At 67.7% G+C, this 16,823-nt stretch carries 14 protein-coding genes; 11 read left to right on the top strand and 3 right to left on the bottom strand.

The window, feature by feature from the left end:
* The first annotated feature begins 38 nt into the window (after positions 1-38).
* Genes cobS through cobT form a run of 4 tightly spaced genes read left to right on the top strand, consistent with a single transcriptional unit; the run spans position 39 to position 3,510 of the window.
* Positions 39-1,043, top strand: a complete 1,005-nt coding sequence (cobS, locus tag ILT43_RS07240) for a cobaltochelatase subunit CobS (RefSeq protein WP_204197455.1) — start codon at positions 39-41, stop codon at positions 1,041-1,043.
* A gap of 7 nt (positions 1,044-1,050) precedes the next feature.
* A complete protein-coding gene (locus tag ILT43_RS07235; RefSeq protein WP_204197454.1) occupies positions 1,051-1,353 on the top strand; it encodes a nucleotidyltransferase family protein in 303 nt (100 codons plus the stop codon).
* Positions 1,343-1,684 carry a HepT-like ribonuclease domain-containing protein gene (locus ILT43_RS07230; RefSeq protein ID WP_204197453.1) on the top strand — a complete coding sequence of 114 codons (342 nt, stop codon included), beginning with the start codon at positions 1,343-1,345 and terminating at the stop codon, positions 1,682-1,684. Before ILT43_RS07235 ends, ILT43_RS07230 begins: the two co-directional genes overlap by 11 nt.
* Positions 1,684-3,510 (top strand): cobaltochelatase subunit CobT, encoded by a 1,827-nt coding sequence (cobT, locus tag ILT43_RS07225; protein ID WP_204197452.1) that lies wholly within the window; start codon positions 1,684-1,686, stop codon positions 3,508-3,510. The genes ILT43_RS07230 and cobT overlap by 1 nt, the downstream gene beginning before the upstream one ends.
* Before the next feature lie 33 nt (positions 3,511-3,543).
* Here the strand turns inward: cobT and ILT43_RS07220 are convergent, their stop codons facing one another.
* Positions 3,544-4,041 carry a CinA family protein gene (locus ILT43_RS07220; RefSeq protein WP_204197451.1) on the bottom strand — a complete coding sequence of 166 codons (498 nt, stop codon included), beginning with the start codon at positions 4,039-4,041 and terminating at the stop codon, positions 3,544-3,546.
* Between the two features lie 126 nt (positions 4,042-4,167).
* Between ILT43_RS07220 and ILT43_RS07215 the strand changes: the two genes are divergently transcribed.
* The 7 genes from ILT43_RS07215 to ILT43_RS07185 all read left to right on the top strand — a co-directional run bounded on the left by ILT43_RS07215 (position 4,168) and on the right by ILT43_RS07185 (position 10,586).
* Complete coding sequence (locus ILT43_RS07215; RefSeq protein WP_204197450.1) at positions 4,168-4,428, top strand: ribbon-helix-helix domain-containing protein; 261 nt, start codon at positions 4,168-4,170, stop codon at positions 4,426-4,428.
* A 142-nt stretch (positions 4,429-4,570) separates the two neighbouring features.
* A complete protein-coding gene (locus ILT43_RS07210) occupies positions 4,571-5,866 on the top strand; it encodes an energy transducer TonB (RefSeq protein WP_343283961.1) in 1,296 nt (431 codons plus the stop codon).
* A 139-nt stretch (positions 5,867-6,005) separates the two neighbouring features.
* Positions 6,006-6,335 carry a ribbon-helix-helix domain-containing protein gene (locus ILT43_RS07205; RefSeq protein WP_211534412.1) on the top strand — a complete coding sequence of 110 codons (330 nt, stop codon included), beginning with the start codon at positions 6,006-6,008 and terminating at the stop codon, positions 6,333-6,335.
* Positions 6,336-6,357: 22 nt separating this feature from the next.
* Positions 6,358-6,702, top strand: a complete 345-nt coding sequence (locus ILT43_RS07200; RefSeq protein WP_204197447.1) for a GNAT family N-acetyltransferase — start codon at positions 6,358-6,360, stop codon at positions 6,700-6,702.
* A gap of 57 nt (positions 6,703-6,759) precedes the next feature.
* A complete protein-coding gene (locus ILT43_RS07195; RefSeq protein ID WP_204197446.1) occupies positions 6,760-9,231 on the top strand; it encodes a TonB-dependent receptor domain-containing protein in 2,472 nt (823 codons plus the stop codon).
* Positions 9,232-9,304: 73 nt separating this feature from the next.
* Complete coding sequence (locus tag ILT43_RS07190) at positions 9,305-9,988, top strand: Fe2+-dependent dioxygenase (RefSeq protein ID WP_204197445.1); 684 nt, start codon at positions 9,305-9,307, stop codon at positions 9,986-9,988.
* Positions 9,989-10,025: 37 nt separating this feature from the next.
* Positions 10,026-10,586 carry a hypothetical protein gene (locus tag ILT43_RS07185; RefSeq protein WP_204197444.1) on the top strand — a complete coding sequence of 187 codons (561 nt, stop codon included), beginning with the start codon at positions 10,026-10,028 and terminating at the stop codon, positions 10,584-10,586.
* A 76-nt stretch (positions 10,587-10,662) separates the two neighbouring features.
* Here ILT43_RS07185 and ILT43_RS07180 read toward each other — a convergent pair whose 3' ends face one another.
* On the bottom strand, positions 10,663-15,246 hold the full coding sequence (locus ILT43_RS07180; RefSeq protein WP_204197443.1) for an NAD-glutamate dehydrogenase: 4,584 nt from the start codon (positions 15,244-15,246) through the stop codon (positions 10,663-10,665).
* A 57-nt stretch (positions 15,247-15,303) separates the two neighbouring features.
* A complete protein-coding gene (locus tag ILT43_RS07175) occupies positions 15,304-16,671 on the bottom strand; it encodes a PAS domain-containing protein (protein ID WP_204197442.1) in 1,368 nt (455 codons plus the stop codon).
* Between the last annotated feature and the right edge of the window lie 152 nt (positions 16,672-16,823).

Genomic DNA, 16,823 nt, shown 5'->3' with positions numbered 1-16,823 from the left:
GTCGCCTGCCCTAAGGCGTTCGGACAGAAGAGGCCCGAATGACCGAAATTTCCAATACGCAGCCCGACAGCCGGGAAACCACGATCCTCGACGCGCCCGACCGGATGGTCGGCGTGCGCGACCTGTTCGGGATCGATCTCGACATGGAGGTGCCCGCCTTCTCCGAGGCGGACGAGCGCGTGCCGGACCTCGATCCGGCCTACGTGTTCGATCACGACACGACGCTGGCGGTGCTGGCGGGCTTCGCGCACAACCGGCGCGTGATGGTGCAGGGCTATCACGGCACCGGCAAGTCGACGCACATCGAACAGGTGGCGGCGCGCCTCAACTGGCCGTGCATCCGCATCAACCTCGACGCGCACATCAGTCGCATCGATCTCGTCGGCCGCGACGCGATCGTGCTGCGCGATGGTCAGCAGGTGACCGAGTTCCGCGAGGGCCTGTTGCCTTGGGCGCTCCAGACACCGACCGCGCTGGTATTCGACGAATACGACGCCGGCCGCCCGGACGTGATGTTCGTGATCCAACGCGTGCTGGAGACGGAGGGCAAGCTGACGTTGCTCGACCAGAACCGCGTCATCCGCCCCAGCCCGTGGTTCCGTCTGTTCGCCACCGCCAACACGGTGGGGCTCGGCGACACCAGCGGGCTGTATCACGGCACGCAGCAGATCAACCAGGGTCAGATGGACCGCTGGAACATCGTCGTCACGCTCAACTACCTGCCCGCCGCAACCGAGGCGCAGATCGTCCTCGCGAAGTCGGGCGAGTATGACAAGCCGGATGGCAAGAAGGTCGTGGAGAATATGGTCCGCGTCGCCGATCTGACGCGCAAGGGCTTCGTGAACGGCGACATTTCGACGGTCATGAGCCCGCGTACGGTCATCACCTGGGCGCAGAATGCGCTGATCTTCGGCGACGTCGGCTTCGCCTTCCGCTTGTCCTTCCTCAACAAGTGCGACGAAGCCGAACGCTCGCTGGTGGCGGAATACTACCAGCGCGTCTTCGGCAAGGACCTGCCCGAGAGCGTGGTCGGGAAGGCATAGGATCGCGATGGACAAGGCCGAGGCCCTTCGTCGACTGCGCGCCCGCGAGGACGATCTGCGGGCGCTCGGGATCACGCGGCTGGCGCTCTTCGGCTCCACCGCGCGCGACGAAGCCCATGACGGATCGGACATCGACCTCGCTGCGGCGATCGATCATGACGCCGTCCGGCGGCTTGGTCCGTTCGGCTATTTCGGTATCGAGGGATCGATCGGCGAGATGGTCGGGGCCAAGGTCGACCTCGTAAGCGAACCCGCACGCAAGCAGTGGCTTCAGGCCGAGATCGACCGGGACCGGGTCGTTGTCTTCTGATCGCGAGCGGCTGTGGTTGCGGGACATCATCGACTACAGCGATGACGTACGTGGGTTTCTGGAAGGGATGTCGTTCGAACAGATGTGCAGCGATCGCAAGACAGTCGCCGCGATCGAACGCTGTCTACAGTGCATCACCGAAGCAGCCATCCGGATCGGGGACGTCAGGATGACGGTGATCGCCCCCGACATCCCGCTGCATGCGCTCCGCGGATTGGGAAATCAGCTCCGTCACGCCTATGATGCGATCGACGTTCGGACGATCTACGACACGGTCGTCGACGACCTCCCTCCACTACGCGCCGCCTGCCTCGCGGCGCTGGAGCAGTAATGGCCAATAACGAAACCCCTCTCGACCGGTTCAAGGCTGTCCTCGGCGGCACCGCGCGCGCGTTGGCGGACGAGGCGGAGGTGGAGCTGGCCTTCACCGCCGACGTGCCGGTGCAGTCGGGCAAGCACATCAAGGTCCCGATGCCGCCCCGCGCATTGCCGCCGGAGCAGGTGGCGGAAGCCCGCGGCTTCGCGGACGGCTTCGCGCTGCGGCTGCGGTTGCACGATGCCGCCCTGCATGCACGCGGCGCGCCCGCAGAACCCGTGGCGCGCGCGGTGTTCGATGCGATCGAGACGGCACGGGTCGAGGCGCTGGGCAGCCGCGGCTATCACGGCATCGGCAACAATCTGGCGCAGGCGCTGGAGATGCGGATGCGCTCCGACCCCATCGGCCGCGCGCGGACCCGGGCGGAGGTGCCGCTGTCCACTGCGCTCGGCCTGATGGTGCGCGAGGCGCTGACCGGGCGCGAGACACCGGCGGCAGCGCTGCCGGGGCTGGCGCTGGTCCGCGACTGGGTCGATGCGAAGGCGGATTTGTCGGCCCTGGCGCTGGCGCTTGACGATCAGCGTGCGTTCCAGTCGCTCGCGACACGCCTGCTCGCCGATCTGGAATTGATCGAGGCCGAGCAGAAGCCCGAGGATGCCGATGAGGGCGGCGAGGAAGACGAGGGCCAGGACGACGCCTCCGGTGACGACGACAGCGACGACGCCGAAGAAGGCGGCCAGAGCGAGGGCGAGGTCGAAGCCCGCGGCGAGCAGCAGGAGGCGGACGGCGACGAGGGCGACAGTGAGGAACTGGGTGAGGACGCGCCCGACGATCTGGACGGCGAACCCGGCGACGAGGGTGAAGACGGGATGCAGCCGGTCCGCCCCAACCGGCCGATGGCGGACCCGAGCGGCCAGTTCGACTACAAGCCGTGGACGACGCAGTTCGACGAGGTCGTCACCGCCGCCGACCTGTGCGACGCGGACGAGCTGACGCGGCTGCGCGGCTATCTCGACCAGCAACTGGCGCATCTGCAATCGGCAGTGTCCAAGCTCGCCAACCGGCTCCAGCGCCGACTGATGGCGCAGCAGAACCGGTCGTGGGACTTCGATCAGGAGGAAGGGCTGCTCGACGCCGCGCGATTGGCGCGCGTGGTGACCAGTCCCGGCCAGTCCTTGAGCTACAAGGTGGAGCGCGACACAGACTTCCGCGACACGGTCGTGACGCTGCTGATCGACAACAGCGGATCGATGCGCGGCCGACCGATCTCGATCGCTGCCATCTCGGCGGACATCCTCGCGCGCACGCTGGAACGGTGCGGGGTCAAGACCGAGATCCTCGGCTTCACGACGCGCGCGTGGAAGGGCGGGCAGAGCCGCGAGACATGGCTGGCCGCGGGACGTCCGCCGCAACCGGGGCGGCTGAACGACATCCGGCACATCGTCTACAAAAAGGCTGACGAACCATGGCGGCGCGCACGCACCAGTCTGGGCCTGATGATGCGCGAAGGGCTGTTGAAGGAGAATATCGACGGCGAGGCGCTGTTGTGGGCGCATGGCCGCCTGATCGCGCGCCCGGAGGAACGCCGTATCCTGATGGTCATCAGCGACGGCGCCCCGGTCGATGATTCGACTCTCTCGGTGAACTCCGGTTCCTATCTGGAGCGGCATCTGCGGCAGGTGATCGGCTGGATCGAGGGCAAGTCGCCCGTCGAGCTGATCGCGATCGGCATCGGCCATGACGTGACGCGCTATTACAGCCGCGCGGTGACGATCATGGACGCCGAACAGCTCGGCGGGACGATCATCGAACAGCTCGCGGCGCTGTTCGATACGGATTGAATGCTGCAGGATCAGTGCGCCACCGGGCACGCCCTACCCGATCGCGGCGTCCAGCAACTCCAGCGCGACCATGACGCTGCGGTCGCGCACCGGATCGCGACCGATATCACCGAAATGACATTCGCGGTGCGTCGTCTCGCCGGCTCTCGTTGCGCAGGCGATGTGGACGAGGCCGGGCTCGTCGTCCGGCCCCGCCGGCCCCGCGAAGCCGGTGATACCGACTGCGACATCGCCGTGCGAGTGCGTCAGCGCGCCCTCCGCCATCGCGATCGCGGTATCGCGGCTGACGACGCCGCACTGGGTGATGCGACGCTGTTCCAGCCCCAGCAATTCGCATTTCGCCACTTCGCTATAGACGACGAAGCCACGCTCGAACGCACCCGATGCGCCCTCGATGTCGGTCAGCAGCGATGCCAGTTGTCCGCCAGTGCAGCTTTCCGCCGTCACGATCGACAACTCGCGTTCGGTCGCACGCTCCAGCACTCGTCGCGCCCTGACCGCCGCTTCTGACTCCGCCGCTTCTGATTGCATAACCCTTGCGATCCTCTCTCGACCGGATCAACCCACCACCCCGGCGACGGTTTCCAGCCAAGTCGTTGACCTGAAGCAACTCTCTGCTTTCGACATCGCGTACCGTCGCGGTTAGACGATGACTCGATGTCGATCGCGATCCTACCGCCGGAGGGGGGCTTTGCCGGCCCTGTCAAACGTTCGGTGACGATCGCCGGCCATCAGACCTCGATCAGTCTGGAGCCGGGCTTCTGGACCGCACTGGAGGCCGCCTCTGCGCGGCGCGCCTTGCCGCTGTCGGCGCTGGTCGCGGCGATCGACGCGGTCCGCATTGGCGAAGATGATCCACCGAATCTGGCGAGCGCAATCCGGTCGTGGTTGCTGGTGGAGGTGAAGGCCCACGACTGACGATCTGCGCATTCGCGAATTTGGCGATACGCTGGCGCGGCATTTTCAGACGGCGTTCCTCGATACGGGTCGACCCGTGGAATAATCATTTTTGCCTGTAGACACGCATGCTCCATCCGGTAGCATATCGTCGGGGGTGAAAATGAAGTTCGGGGCTGTGATTAACGGCGCACGTGTCCGGCGGATCACCGCATGCACGGCGCTGCTGTTCTGCGCGCCCGAAGTCGCGGCGCAGGTCGGCGCGCGGTTTGCGAACGACAGCATCTGGGTATTTCCCGAGGACTTTCCCGCGGAGGCTGTTGCGATTGCCGAGGACGGACCGGCCAACGTCATCCTCTCGGTCGATGTCGGCGGCACCGTCACGGCGTGCCGCGTCGATCCGCCGACGGGGGCACTCGCGCTGGACCGTACCGCGTGCGATGCAGCGCGGCGTCGGGGGAGGATATTGCCCGCGCGCGATACGGCCGGCACGGCGGTCGCGGCCGATTACAAAACGATGATCTGGTGGGGTTTCTGGCAAGACGAGGAAACCATCGACGCTCAACGCGCGAGATATCAGACATTCAACCTGCAAGTCGAAGGCGATGACAGGCCGATCGATTGCGGCATCACGAGAGACAATATCGGCCGACAACGATCTATCCGCCATTGTCAGCGACTGAGCGGCCTGTTGCCGCGCGCGCGTACCATATCCGGTATCAAGGGGCGGATGACGCTTTCCGCGATAAAGGTGGTGGGGGCGGGTGATGGTGAAGCTGCCATTGCGCCCGCCGGCGACGAGATAATTCTGCGCGAGATCAGGACCACTTACACCGTAGCTCCGGATGGAGGCGTATCCGGCTGCAAGACGGTGATCTCAGGCCAGTTGACCGACGAGGCGCTCGATCCGGGCGATCCATGCCCCGCGCGTCGCGCGAAAGGGCTAAAGACCCGGCAAGAAACCATGGCTTTGCGCCTCGTGGCGACTCCCCCGTTCAGGCTCCCGATCCAAGAATGGCGAGACGACATCGTCTTCATTTCTCTCGGAGCCAAGGCCCGGTCCGAATGCCGTCGCGTCGCCGGCATCGATGACGGGCCGCCGCAATGCGGCGAAATCGCTAAGATCGTCGAGAGGATCCGGGCAAGATCCGGCTTTACCGGCAGGATTGAGTCTCACCATCGGCGGGCGGCGAGCTTCGGCTCCACCGCGCCGCCCGACCTGGTGCTGTCTCCGGGAGAAGCTGTGTATGCGGAAGCGACGGAGCATTTTACGATCGATCCCCAAGGCGAGGTGAAGGACTGCACGACCACCTTCATCTGGTGGACGGACGCCTCGCGCGGGCACCGTGCCTGCCACAGCATGCCGTTCTACGAGCGAGGCAAAGAGGGCGATGCAGGCGGAATCCTGCACGGTATGACGAGCGACATCTATTCCTTCCGAGAATCGACCGCCGAATGATCGGCGCCGAAGCCCGACGCAACAGCATCCTTCGCTCCAAACCGCCCCGCCCGTGTCGTCATGTTCTTCGCACCTGGGACCCCCTTGTTACCGAACCCGTTTTCCGGCCGATAGCTTCCCGCATCTACCGATCCAGAGCATGTCTTCGGCTTCGTCATCGCTGTTGGGCCCCGGTCAGTCCGGTGTCCGCATCCGCATCTTTGTCGCTCCGCGCGCTGGCGTTGCCGTTGGTCCCGTGAACCGTTTGGTGACGATCGCCGGGCCTCAGACCTCGATCAGTCTGGAACCGGGCTTCTGGACCGCGCTGGACCCGACAGCGCCACGGCGCGCATTGCCGCTGTCGGCGCTGGTCGCGGCGATCGACGCCGTCTGTATCTCGCGCGCCGTTTCCACGATATCAACGCAGCGTGGATCCCCGGGATGTTCCGGCTGGAGCCGACCGACCGCGACGTGCTGGAAACCCGCATGAACGGATCGTCGGCCGCGGCGAAGTGATCTTGTTCGTCGAGCATCCGCGGCTTGGCAGCATCGAAACATACGCGCGTTCGAAAACCGGCGACCGACAGTTCGAGCAGACCAAGATGGGCGTGACCGAAGCGGCACGCGGCCGCCAGAAGGGTGGGTTCCTGTTGAACGCCGCCATCATCCGTGTCCGCCAACTTGCCGCCAACCCCCTCTACCTGCTGGCCAATCGCGCCTGCACCGCCGCGATCCACCTCTGCGAAGGGCTGGGCTTCGTCCACCGAGCCGGCATTATGGAGCGGTTCGATCGGCGGTACGCCCGGTGCGAAATGGCGATGCTCCATGTTTCGAAAGCTGAAAATCAGTCGCAATAGCGTTGACAGTGCGAACGACTCTCAATAGCGGAGCCTCAACGAAAAAGGGGGTCTCCAGTGTCCAAAACGTCCGTGTCGTTCCTTGCTCTGTCGTGCGTCGGCTTCATCGCTTCCGCACCGGCGCTTGCGGCCGACGATGTCGCGAAGGCGACGACCGCCACTCCGGCCACCGGCACGACCGACCAGGACGGCAAGGCGCGCGCCGAGCGCGACGACATCATCGTCAACGGCAAGGTCGAGGCCGCACCCGCAGAGGTGGAAAGCCCGAAGGCGACCTCCGCGATCATCGATACACCGCAGACGATCACGGTCATCTCCGACCAGACGCTGCGCAAGCAGAACCTCCAGACGCTGCGCGACGCGCTCCAGACCATTCCCGGCATCACCTTCGGGGCGGGCGAAGGCGGCGGCGGATATGGCGACAGCATCAACCTGCGCGGCTATTCGGCGAACAACGACATCACCGTCGACGGCGTCCGCGACAGCGCGCAGTACAGCCGCACCGACCCGTTCAACCTGCAACAGATCGAGGTCTACAACGGCGCAAACTCCGTCTTCAACGGCGCGGGCAGCGTCGGCGGGACGATCAACCTCGTCACGAAGGAGCCGCGGGCGGAGGATCTGACGATCATCCAGGGCGGCGTCGGCACCGACGATTACTGGCGCGGCGCGGTCGACGCGAACAAGGGCGTGACCGACACTATCGCGGTGCGGCTGAACGGCGCCTACCACCGCAACGACGTGCCCGGCCGCGACGTCGAGCGGTACAAGCGCTGGGGCATCGCGCCGTCGGTGACGATCGGCATCGACACGCCGACCAGTCTGACGCTCGCCTATGTCCATCAGGAGGACCGCAACACGCCGGTCTACGGCGTCCCCTATTACAAGAACGCGCTGTATGACGGCGAACTGCCCGGCGTCGACCGCAGCGATTATTTCGGCATCCGCAACCTCGATCGCCAGGACACCAATGTCGATCGCTTCACCGCGACGTTCCGTCACCGGATCAACGACCAGTTGTCGGTCCGCAACCTGACCCGCTGGCAACGGGTGGCGCAGTATAGCGTGACGAGCGCACCGCAAGGCACCTTCTGCCTCGCCGCGACATCGCGCACGCCGACCGGCGGCGCCTGCACCGCCTCCCTGACCAACGTGGTCGATGCCGCCGGCGTATTCCGCACCGCGGCCAATCCGCTGTCGGTCACGGTGCAGCCCGGCTTCTTCCAGCCGAACGGCCCACGCGGACTGGTCCGCGATCAGGAGAACCAGCTGCTCTACAACCAGACCGATATCCGGCTGGAGACGGGCACGAAGGGGGGCATCCGCAACGTCGCCAATATCGGCATGTCGGGCACGATCGAGGATTACACGATCACCAACGCGTCGCTGCCGCGCAGCGCGCTGGGTCAGGCCGTCGTGCAGCCGCAGATCAGCATCAGCAACCCCAACACCAACTATACCGGTCCGGTGAACCTCACCATCACCGGCCAGTCCAAGTCGGAGACGCGCAATCTGGCGGTGTACGCCTTCGATACGCTGGAACTCGGCCGGTACTTCGAACTGAACGGCGGCGTTCGGTGGGAAGTGCAGGACGCCACCTTCCGCGGCCTGCCGCTGACCGTGGTGCCGCCGGGATCGACGCAGCTGAGCGCGGCGGCGCAGTTGCCGCAGACCAGCCACGAACGGCTGTTCTCCTATCGCATCGGCGCGGTGTTCCACCCGGTGCAGAACGTCAGCATCTATGGCGGTTACGGCAATTCCAAGACGCCGTCCTCGGCGACGGTGCGACTGGGCTGCGGGACGCCGACCGCCTCCGCGACCGGCACCGCCCTGCCCTGCGAAGTGGCCCCCGAAACCGCCAAGAATTACGAGGCGGGCATCAAGGCGGGGCTGTTCAACCGCCGTCTGGAACTGACCGCGGCGGCATTCCGCAACGAGCGCACCAATTTCCGCGTCGCCTCCAACGATCCGGCACTGCCGGCGGCGACGCAGGTGCTGGACGGCCGCGCGCGGGTCGACGGCATCGCGGTCGGCGCGTCGGGCACGATCACGAAAAACTGGACGATTTTCGCCAACTACACCTATCTCGACGGCGAGGTCCTGCAATCGGTGTCGGACGCCTGCATCGCCAACCCCGGCAACGGCACCGCCACCAACAACCCGTGCGCGAATTCGGGCGCGCTCCCCGACCCGCAGCGCGGCACCGCGTTCGTGCAGACGCCCAAGCATTCGGGCAGCCTGTTCACGACGTACAAGCTGCCGTTCGGGCTGGAGGTCGGGTACGGCCTGACCTACCAGGGCAGCTTTGCACTGAACGCCGTCTCGCTGGCCGCGCCGACGCAGTTCCGGTCGGACGATTATCTGACCCACCGCGCCTACATGGCGTACAGCTTCGCCAACGGCCTGACCGCGCAGTTGAACGTGCAGAACTTCACCGACGAGAAGTACTTCACCGGCATCCGCAACAACGGCTGGGCGACACCGGGCGACCGACGCTCGGCGGTGTTGAGCCTGTTCTACAGCTTCTGAGCTTGCTAGCTCCTCCCCGGCCCCCCGGCCGGGGAGGAGACCCGCGCCCCGGAGGCGAGATGGAAGGACCCGCATGCTGATCGCCATTCCCGACGTGCTCGATGCGGACGGCGTGGCGCGCGTGCGGGCGACGATCGACGCGGGCGAGTGGGTCGACGGCAACGTCACCTCAGGGCCGCAAGCGGCGCTGGCCAAGCGCAACCAGCAATTGCTGGAGGATACCCCGGCGGCGCGCGAGGCGGGCGGCATGATCCTCGAAGCGCTCGGCCGGTCGCCGCTGTTCGTGGCGGCGGCGCTGCCGCTGAAGGTCTTCCCGCCCCTGTTCAACCGCTATGCCGGCGGGCAGGATTTCGGGCTGCACGTCGACAATGCCATCCGCATGAAGCGCGGCACCGATTTCCGCATCCGCTCCGACCTGTCGGCAACCGTATTCCTGGAAAGTCCGGCCAGTTACGATGGCGGCGAATTGGTGATCGAGGACCAGTTCGGGCCTCAGACGGTGAAGCTGCCCGCCGGCCATATGATCCTCTACCCCGCATCCAGCCTGCACCGCGTCACGCCGGTCACGCGCGGAGTACGGACAGCCAGCTTCTTCTGGTTGCAGTCGATGGTCCGCGATGACGGCGAACGCCGCACGCTGTTCGAACTGGACCGCGCCGTGCAAGCGGTAGCGGGCGACCGCGGTCAGGGCGACGCCGCCGTGGTGCAGTTGACGGGCGTGTACCACAATCTGCTGCGGCGCTGGGCCGACGCCTGATTTGACCGCACTGCCGAGTGCTGCCACGGCGCGGCGCATGGCGCGGAAGCGACGGAAACCCGGCAATCGCAGGCTTTGGATCGTGCTGGTCGGCGCGGTGCTGGTCGCTGTCATCATGGCGGTCGCGATCCGGCCGGGCCTGCTCGACCGCATCCTGCATCCGGGGCGCTATGCCGTGTCGGGCGAGGCCCGCCTGCCGGTTGGGCGCTATGCCGAGGCCGGCGCGGCGGTGCTGGGCGGTCGCGTCGCGCGGCTGATCCTGCCGATCGACAGCGGACCGATCATCGTCGCCGGGACGCGCACCGCGTTCCTTGATCCGCCGACCGCGCACGTGCTGGGCGTGACCGACACGGGCGGGGTCGACGGCTGGCTGCACCGCGCGCCGGGCGGGTTGCCGCCGATGTCAAACCCTGCGCAGCCGGTCGACATCGTCGCGGCGCATGCCCGCGCGCAGGTGACGGGCGGGCGGGTGGCGACGATCGACTGGCCCACCGCCCGCAACCCGGACTGGACGGTGACCTTCGCCGGCGGCGGGCGCTCGGTCGCGGTCAAGGTCGCCGACGACACCGGCGCGGCGATCGCGGCCCCCGCGCGGTAGTGTCCCCGCGGGGGCGGGGACCCAGTGACTTGGCTCCAGACACTGGCCCCCCGCCCTCGCACGAGAACGCGAGCCCCTACCTCCCCAGCAGCACCCGCGCCTGCCCGGCGATCTGCGCCAGCATGGCCGCGTTGGGCTGCGCCGCGTGCCGTGCGCGATCGATGACGGCGCGGAACTGGCCGACCCGCGCGGCATTGCGCGTCAGCCACGCATCGACCGAACCCTGCGGATCGGAGCCGCCGCAGCGGGCCAGCCAGTCGAGCCGCAACTGCTGGAAATCGCGGGCCAGCCCCGCAATCAGCAGCCGTTCCCACGGATCGGACGGAGTGATCCGCGCCGCATTCGCCTGAGCCCAGTCGAGACCCAGCGCCTGCCCAAGATGCGTGAAGGCGCGCGTCAGCACCGCCTCCTCCTGCCCCAGCCGCGCGCCGAGATCGGCCAGCCCGACCGCGCCGTCCAGCGCGAACAGGCGCACCGTCCGCGCCGACAGGTCGGCGGGGGCGCCGGCCGCTTCCAGACCGGCGGCGATGCGCGACGCCTGATCGCGCGCCTCCTCCTCCAGCAGCGTTTCGATGCCAGCGTCGAGCTGCGTGATCCCCGGCGACAACCGGTCGAGCAGTTCGCCCACCGTTGCACCCGGTGCGACAACGCGCAGCAAGTCGGCGATGTGCGACCGCGTCGCCAGCGCCACCTCGTCGAACAGCGCGATCCGCGCCGCCTCCGGCATCGTCCCCGTCTCGATCGCCGCCCACAGGTCGTTCAGGCCGAACAGCCGCTCCGCCACCACGAACAGCGTCGCGATGTCGCCGAGCGCCGCACCTTCCTCCTCGGCCAGTTCGAACGGGTAGAGGATGCCCAGACGGTTGACGATCCGGTTCGCCAGCTTGGTCGCGACGATCTCGCCACGCAGGCGATGCTGATCGATCGCCTCGGCGAACCGCTCCTGCATCGCCGGCGGGAAGGCCGCGTGCAGGTCAGGCAGCAGCGCCGGCTCCATGCCCAGATCGGTCTGCTCGATCGCATCCTGCAATGCGAGTTTCGCGGTCGCGAGCAGCACTGACAGTTCCGGCCGGGTCAGCCCCCTGCCCTCCTGCCCGCGCCGCAGCAGGTCCTCGTTGCCTGCCAGCCCCTCGACCTTGCGATCGAGATGGCCGCTGGCTTCGAATATCTCGATGACGCGAACATAGCTGGGAATCGCCGCCGCGCCATCACCCTCGGCGATCGACAGCGCCAGCGTCTGGAGCCGGTTATCCTCCAGCACCAGATGCGCAACATCGTCGGTCATGCTGGCAAGCAGCGTATTGCGATCCGCCTCCGCCAGCCGGCCCTCGTTCATCTCGCGGTTCAGCGCGATCTTGATGTTGACCTCATTGTCCGAGCAGTCGACGCCCGCCGAATTGTCGATGAAGTCGGTGTTGATCCGCCCGCCACGGTTCGAGAACGCGATGCGCGCGGCCTGCGTGACGCCGAGGTTCGCGCCCTCGCCGATCGCGGTGACGCGCAGCTCCTCCGCATCGACGCGCAGCCGATCGTTCGCCGGATCGCCCACGGTCGCATTATTTTCCGCCGCCGCCTTCACATAGGTGCCGATACCGCCGAACCAGAGCAGGTCGGCGGGCGCCTTCAGGATCGCGGAGATCAATGCGGTCGGCTCCAGCGCGTCGGCGGTGATGCCCAGCGCCGCCTTCACCTCCGGCGTGATCGCGATCGACTTCGCGGTGCGCGGATGGATACCGCCGCCGGTGGAGATCGGCGCGGCGTAATCCGCCCAGGACGACCGCGGCAGCGCGAACAGGCGCGCCCGCTCCTCCCATGACACCGCCGCATCCGGGTTCGGATCGAGGAAGATGTGGCGGTGATCGAACGCGGCGAGCAGCCGGATCGACTTCGACAGCAGCATGCCGTTGCCGAACACGTCACCCGACATGTCGCCGCAGCCGACGACGGTGATCGGATCGACCTGAACGTCGGTACCACGCTCCGCGAAGTGGCGCTGGACCGACACCCACGCGCCCTTGGCGGTGATGCCCATCGCCTTGTGGTCGTACCCCTGCGAGCCGCCGCTGGCGAACGCATCGCCCAGCCAGAAGCCGCGTTCCAGCGCCAGCGCATTGGCCACGTCGCTGAACGTCGCCGTACCCTTGTCGGCGGCAACGACGAAATAGGGGTCCTCGCCATCGTGGACCGCGACGCTTGCCGGGTGCACGACCTTGCCGTCGACGATGTTGTCGGTGATCGACAGCAGCGAACGGATGAAGATGCGATAGCTCTCCGTCCCCTCCGCCAGCCAGGCATCGCGGTCGACCGCGGGCGACGGCAATTGCTTGGGGTAGAAACCGCCCTTCGCGCCGGTCGGCACGATGACGGCGTTCTTCACCCGCTGCGCCTTCATCAGGCCGAGAATCTCGACGCGGAAATCGTCGCGGCGATCGGACCAGCGCAAGCCGCCCCGCGCGACCGGACCGGCGCGCAGATGGATACCCTCGACCCGCGGCGAATACACCCACACTTCGCGCCACGGCACGGGTGCGGGCAGTCCGGGGATCAGCGCGCTGTCCAGCTTGAACGCCAGCGCCTCCTCAGATGCCGGCGCATAGGCGTTGGTGCGCAGGCACGCGGCGATCAGCGCACGGTACGCGCGCAGGATGCGGTCGTCGTCGATTGCGGATACCGCGTCGAGACCGGCGGTGATCGCCGCCTCCGCCTCGCCGACGCTGCCGGTCGCCGCCGGGTCATGCGCGGCGGCGAACCGCGCCACCAGCGCCCGAGCCACGTCCGGCGCACGGCGTAGCGCATCGACGACGGTGGTCAGCCCGTACGTCAGCCCCGCCTGCCGCAGATAGCGGAACCACGCGCGCAGCAGCACGACCGATGAGGGCGCGAGGCTTGCGTCCACGATCAGGCGGTTGAACGCGTCGTTCTCGGCCTTGCCCTCCAGCACCGCGGCGATCGCCGCTTCCAGCACCGGATTGTCGCCCTCGGTCCCGCCAGCGACCACGAAGTCGTGGACGAATGCGTCACCGGCTTCGCGCAGCCGCGTCGGCAACTCGCCGATGACGCGGAAGCCGAAATTCTCCAGCACCGGCACCGCGTCCGACAGCGCCAGCGCACCGCCCAGCTTGTAGATCTTGAGCTGTCGGTCCTCGCCCGGCTGCGACGGCAGGATGCGGACGGCGCGGCCATGCTCGTCCTCCAGCGCGGACATGCGAACGATGTCCGCCGCCGCTTCCGCCGCCGACGACACGTTGCGGTAATTCTGCGGGAACGCCGCGGCCCAGCGCAGTGCGAGCCGCGCCGCTCGGGCGGCGGGCACCTGATCGGCCAGCGCGGCCTCCACGTCGGGCACCCACCCGCGCACCATCCGCTCCAGCCGCTGCGCCAGCGGGGCGACCTCCGGCAGTGCGCCGCCGGTGCCGCGCAGATCGAGCATGTAGCGGATCAGCGCGACCTGCCCGTCCTCCAACGCGATCGACCAGTTCAGCAGGCGCGCATTACCCGCCTCCTCCAGCATGTGCCCGATCGCGACGCGGCGACTGGTGGTCACGTCGTCGCGCGGCAGCCAGACGAAGCCGAACATGTGCCGGCCCAGCGGCGACTTCACCAGCACCAGCGCGGGTCGCGGCCGGTCCGCCAGCGACATCGCGGTCAGCGCCAGTTCCTCCAGCGAGGCCGCGTCGAACCCGACCACCAGATCGTGCGGCAATGCCGCCAGCGCGTGCGTCAGCGCCTTGCCGGTATGGCCGCGCGGATCGAAGCCGAACTTCTCCTCCAGCGCAGACAGGCGCGCGCGCAGCATCGGCACGTCGCGCGGCGGCGTCGCCAGCGCGGCACTGGTCCACAGGCCGGCGTGGATCGACAGGCCGGCAACGCGTCCGCCCTCCATGACCGGCATCACCACGAGGTCGACCGGGACGGCGCGGTGGACGCTGGACACGACGTTCGACTTCAGCAGCAACGGCGGCTGGTTGCCGGCCTCGAACCAGTCCACCGCCAGCTTGCGCGATCCTTCGGCCAAAATCGGTCGCGGCTGCGGATTGGCGAAGATGCCCAGCGCCTGCGTGACGCTGCCGTCCGTCCGCCACGTCTCGTGCCCCAGTAGCGTTAACTTGCCGTCGAGGAACCACCGCAACAACGCCGCCCCCTCGCCCGACCACAGCGCGTCGGCGTCGCGCGCCAGCACCTTCTTCAGCGCGTCCCAGTCGGCGACGGCAGCACGGACATCGGCCAGGGCGGCAGCGAGATCCTCGACCAGCTCGCGGCGGTCGCGGGCGTCGGCGCGCTCCATCTCCAGATAGATCATCGATTCGGCGCGTGGGCCCTCGCCCAGCATCGTCAGGCGGCCGTCCGCATCGCGGGTGACGGGAACGACGGGGTGGATGATGCGATCGATCGCGATGTCCTGCGCGGTAATCGCGGCGGCGACCGAGTCGACCAGAAAGGGCATGTCGTCGTTGACGATCGCGACCCGCATCCGGCGGCGGACATCGTCGGCGGCGATCGGCTCCAGCGCGATCGCCGGTTGTCCAGGCAGCCGCGTGGCGGCGGTCGCGGCGACGAACTGCGCAGCGGTTTCCACCTCTGCGGGGCCGAAATCACGCAGCTCGCCCGGAAGCGCGCCGACGGTCAGCCGGGCGGCGAGCGCGGCTGTGATGTGTTCCATCTCCATGCCGTGCCCTATGCGCCCGGCGGCGGGGCTACTCAACCCCGCGGAGCCACGTCACTTCTTGCGGCGCGGTGCCTTCGTGGCGAGCGCCCGAGCGGTCAGCTTCGCGTCGTGGTGGTGGGCGATCACGTCGAGCATCCCGTCCTCGCCGACACGTGCGATCAGCACGACCGTGTCGCCGGCGCTGGCTCCGGTATCCAGTTCGAGCCGCGCCAGCACCGGCCGCTCTGCCGAGACCGCCACAGGCTTCGGCGCGGGACGGCGCGCGTCGCGCTCGGCGGCGACGATGGCCTTGATGCCGCCCTCGAAGCTTTCGAGAAAGCCGGCCAGCCCGCCGCGCGCGATGCCCGAACGCTGCGCATGGCCCAGCACGGACGCGAACTCGGTGATGCGCGTCTTGTCGTAATCTGCGCCGAACACCAGCTTCACGATCGGCGTCATCGGCGCGCGCGCCTGCACCGTCAGGCCAGCGTCGGCGAGCAGTTCCTGATAGCCCTCGGCGTCCTCGGCCGCGACCAGCGCGAAATCATGCGCGCGACCCAGCGCCCGGTACAACGCAGCCCGGCTGCGCGTGTCGGCGGCATTGACCTGCGCCGCCGTCTCCCGCGCCAGCACCAGCGCATCGCCCAGCGTCGCCGCCGGGTTGGCCTCGCGGCCATCGATATCGTGGTCCGTCTCCGCACCGGGGCCATCGGCCCACACCGCCGCTTCCCCCGCCCGCGGAGCAGCCCGAACGGCGGCCTCGAGTTCCGAGCCCAGCGATGCCTGAGTCAGCGGATCGGCCGCTTCCTTCCAGTTGATGACCCCGTAGATGAAGTCGATGTCCTGCCCCGCACCCGACGAGAACGGCATCAGGATGCCGCGATAGGCGGTCGTGCGGCCGCGGGTGCTGACGAATTCCGCCTCGAACCCGATCGGCGCGCGGTTGGCGATGATCTGTAGATAATGGTCGGTCAGGCGCGACAGCAGTGAGCGGCTGGGCACGTTGGCGATATGCGACGGCGGCGTGTCCAGCCCGCATTCCTCGCGCAGTGCGCCGCCGAGATAGGCGATCGCCGGATCGGCCACGTCGCCGCCGAAGTCGAGCAGCACGCTGTGCGGCCCGAAGTCGACGATGTTCTCGGGCTCCAGATCCTCGATCGAGGGATAGGCGCGGCCCTTCAGCAACGACACCCAGTGATTATAGGCGCGCACGTGCATGCGCCGCTCGTCGCCACCCAGGTCGAACATGCGATCGTCGACATTCCCCTCGGCGTTCGGATCGCCCGCGTCGACGGACGCCTGATCCTCCAGCCCGAAATCGTCCTGCGGAAAGTCGTCATGCGCGAAATCGTGCGCGCCGAGATCGGCGCCGCCGGTGAACGCATCGCGCTCGCTGAAATCATCCCGACCGAAGCCGTCCTGACCGAATCCCATGTTCATCGTCGCGCTTTCCTTGACCCGGCCCCGCTTCTGCACCCGATTTGGTAAACGCGACGTAAACCGCCCTCGATGATCGATCCCGCTCGCAGCCCCTTGCCAGCCCCCGAACCTGCTGGTAAGCGCCGCCCCCTCGACCGGGAACACCGGTCCGG

This window comes from Sphingomonas longa, assembly GCF_016892685.1.
GTDB lineage: Bacteria > Pseudomonadota > Alphaproteobacteria > Sphingomonadales > Sphingomonadaceae > Sphingomonas > Sphingomonas longa.
Note: the sequence above shows the minus strand (reverse complement) of the source record. Positions and strands in the feature narration are given on the sequence as shown.

Coding starts and splice junctions, on each gene's coding strand:
- ILT43_RS07220 (WP_204197451.1), bottom strand. CDS start 4,041: ATGCAATCAGAAGCGGCGGAGTCAGAAGCGGCGGTCAGGGCGCGACGA.
- ILT43_RS07235 (WP_204197454.1), top strand. CDS start 1,051: ATGGACAAGGCCGAGGCCCTTCGTCGACTGCGCGCCCGCGAGGACGAT.
- ILT43_RS07205 (WP_211534412.1), top strand. CDS start 6,006: ATGTCTTCGGCTTCGTCATCGCTGTTGGGCCCCGGTCAGTCCGGTGTC.
- ILT43_RS07210 (WP_343283961.1), top strand. CDS start 4,571: ATGAAGTTCGGGGCTGTGATTAACGGCGCACGTGTCCGGCGGATCACC.
- ILT43_RS07175 (WP_204197442.1), bottom strand. CDS start 16,671: ATGAACATGGGATTCGGTCAGGACGGCTTCGGTCGGGATGATTTCAGC.
- ILT43_RS07190 (WP_204197445.1), top strand. CDS start 9,305: ATGCTGATCGCCATTCCCGACGTGCTCGATGCGGACGGCGTGGCGCGC.
- ILT43_RS07215 (WP_204197450.1), top strand. CDS start 4,168: ATGTCGATCGCGATCCTACCGCCGGAGGGGGGCTTTGCCGGCCCTGTC.
- cobS (WP_204197455.1), top strand. CDS start 39: ATGACCGAAATTTCCAATACGCAGCCCGACAGCCGGGAAACCACGATC.
- cobT (WP_204197452.1), top strand. CDS start 1,684: ATGGCCAATAACGAAACCCCTCTCGACCGGTTCAAGGCTGTCCTCGGC.
- ILT43_RS07180 (WP_204197443.1), bottom strand. CDS start 15,246: ATGGAACACATCACAGCCGCGCTCGCCGCCCGGCTGACCGTCGGCGCG.
- ILT43_RS07185 (WP_204197444.1), top strand. CDS start 10,026: ATGGCGCGGAAGCGACGGAAACCCGGCAATCGCAGGCTTTGGATCGTG.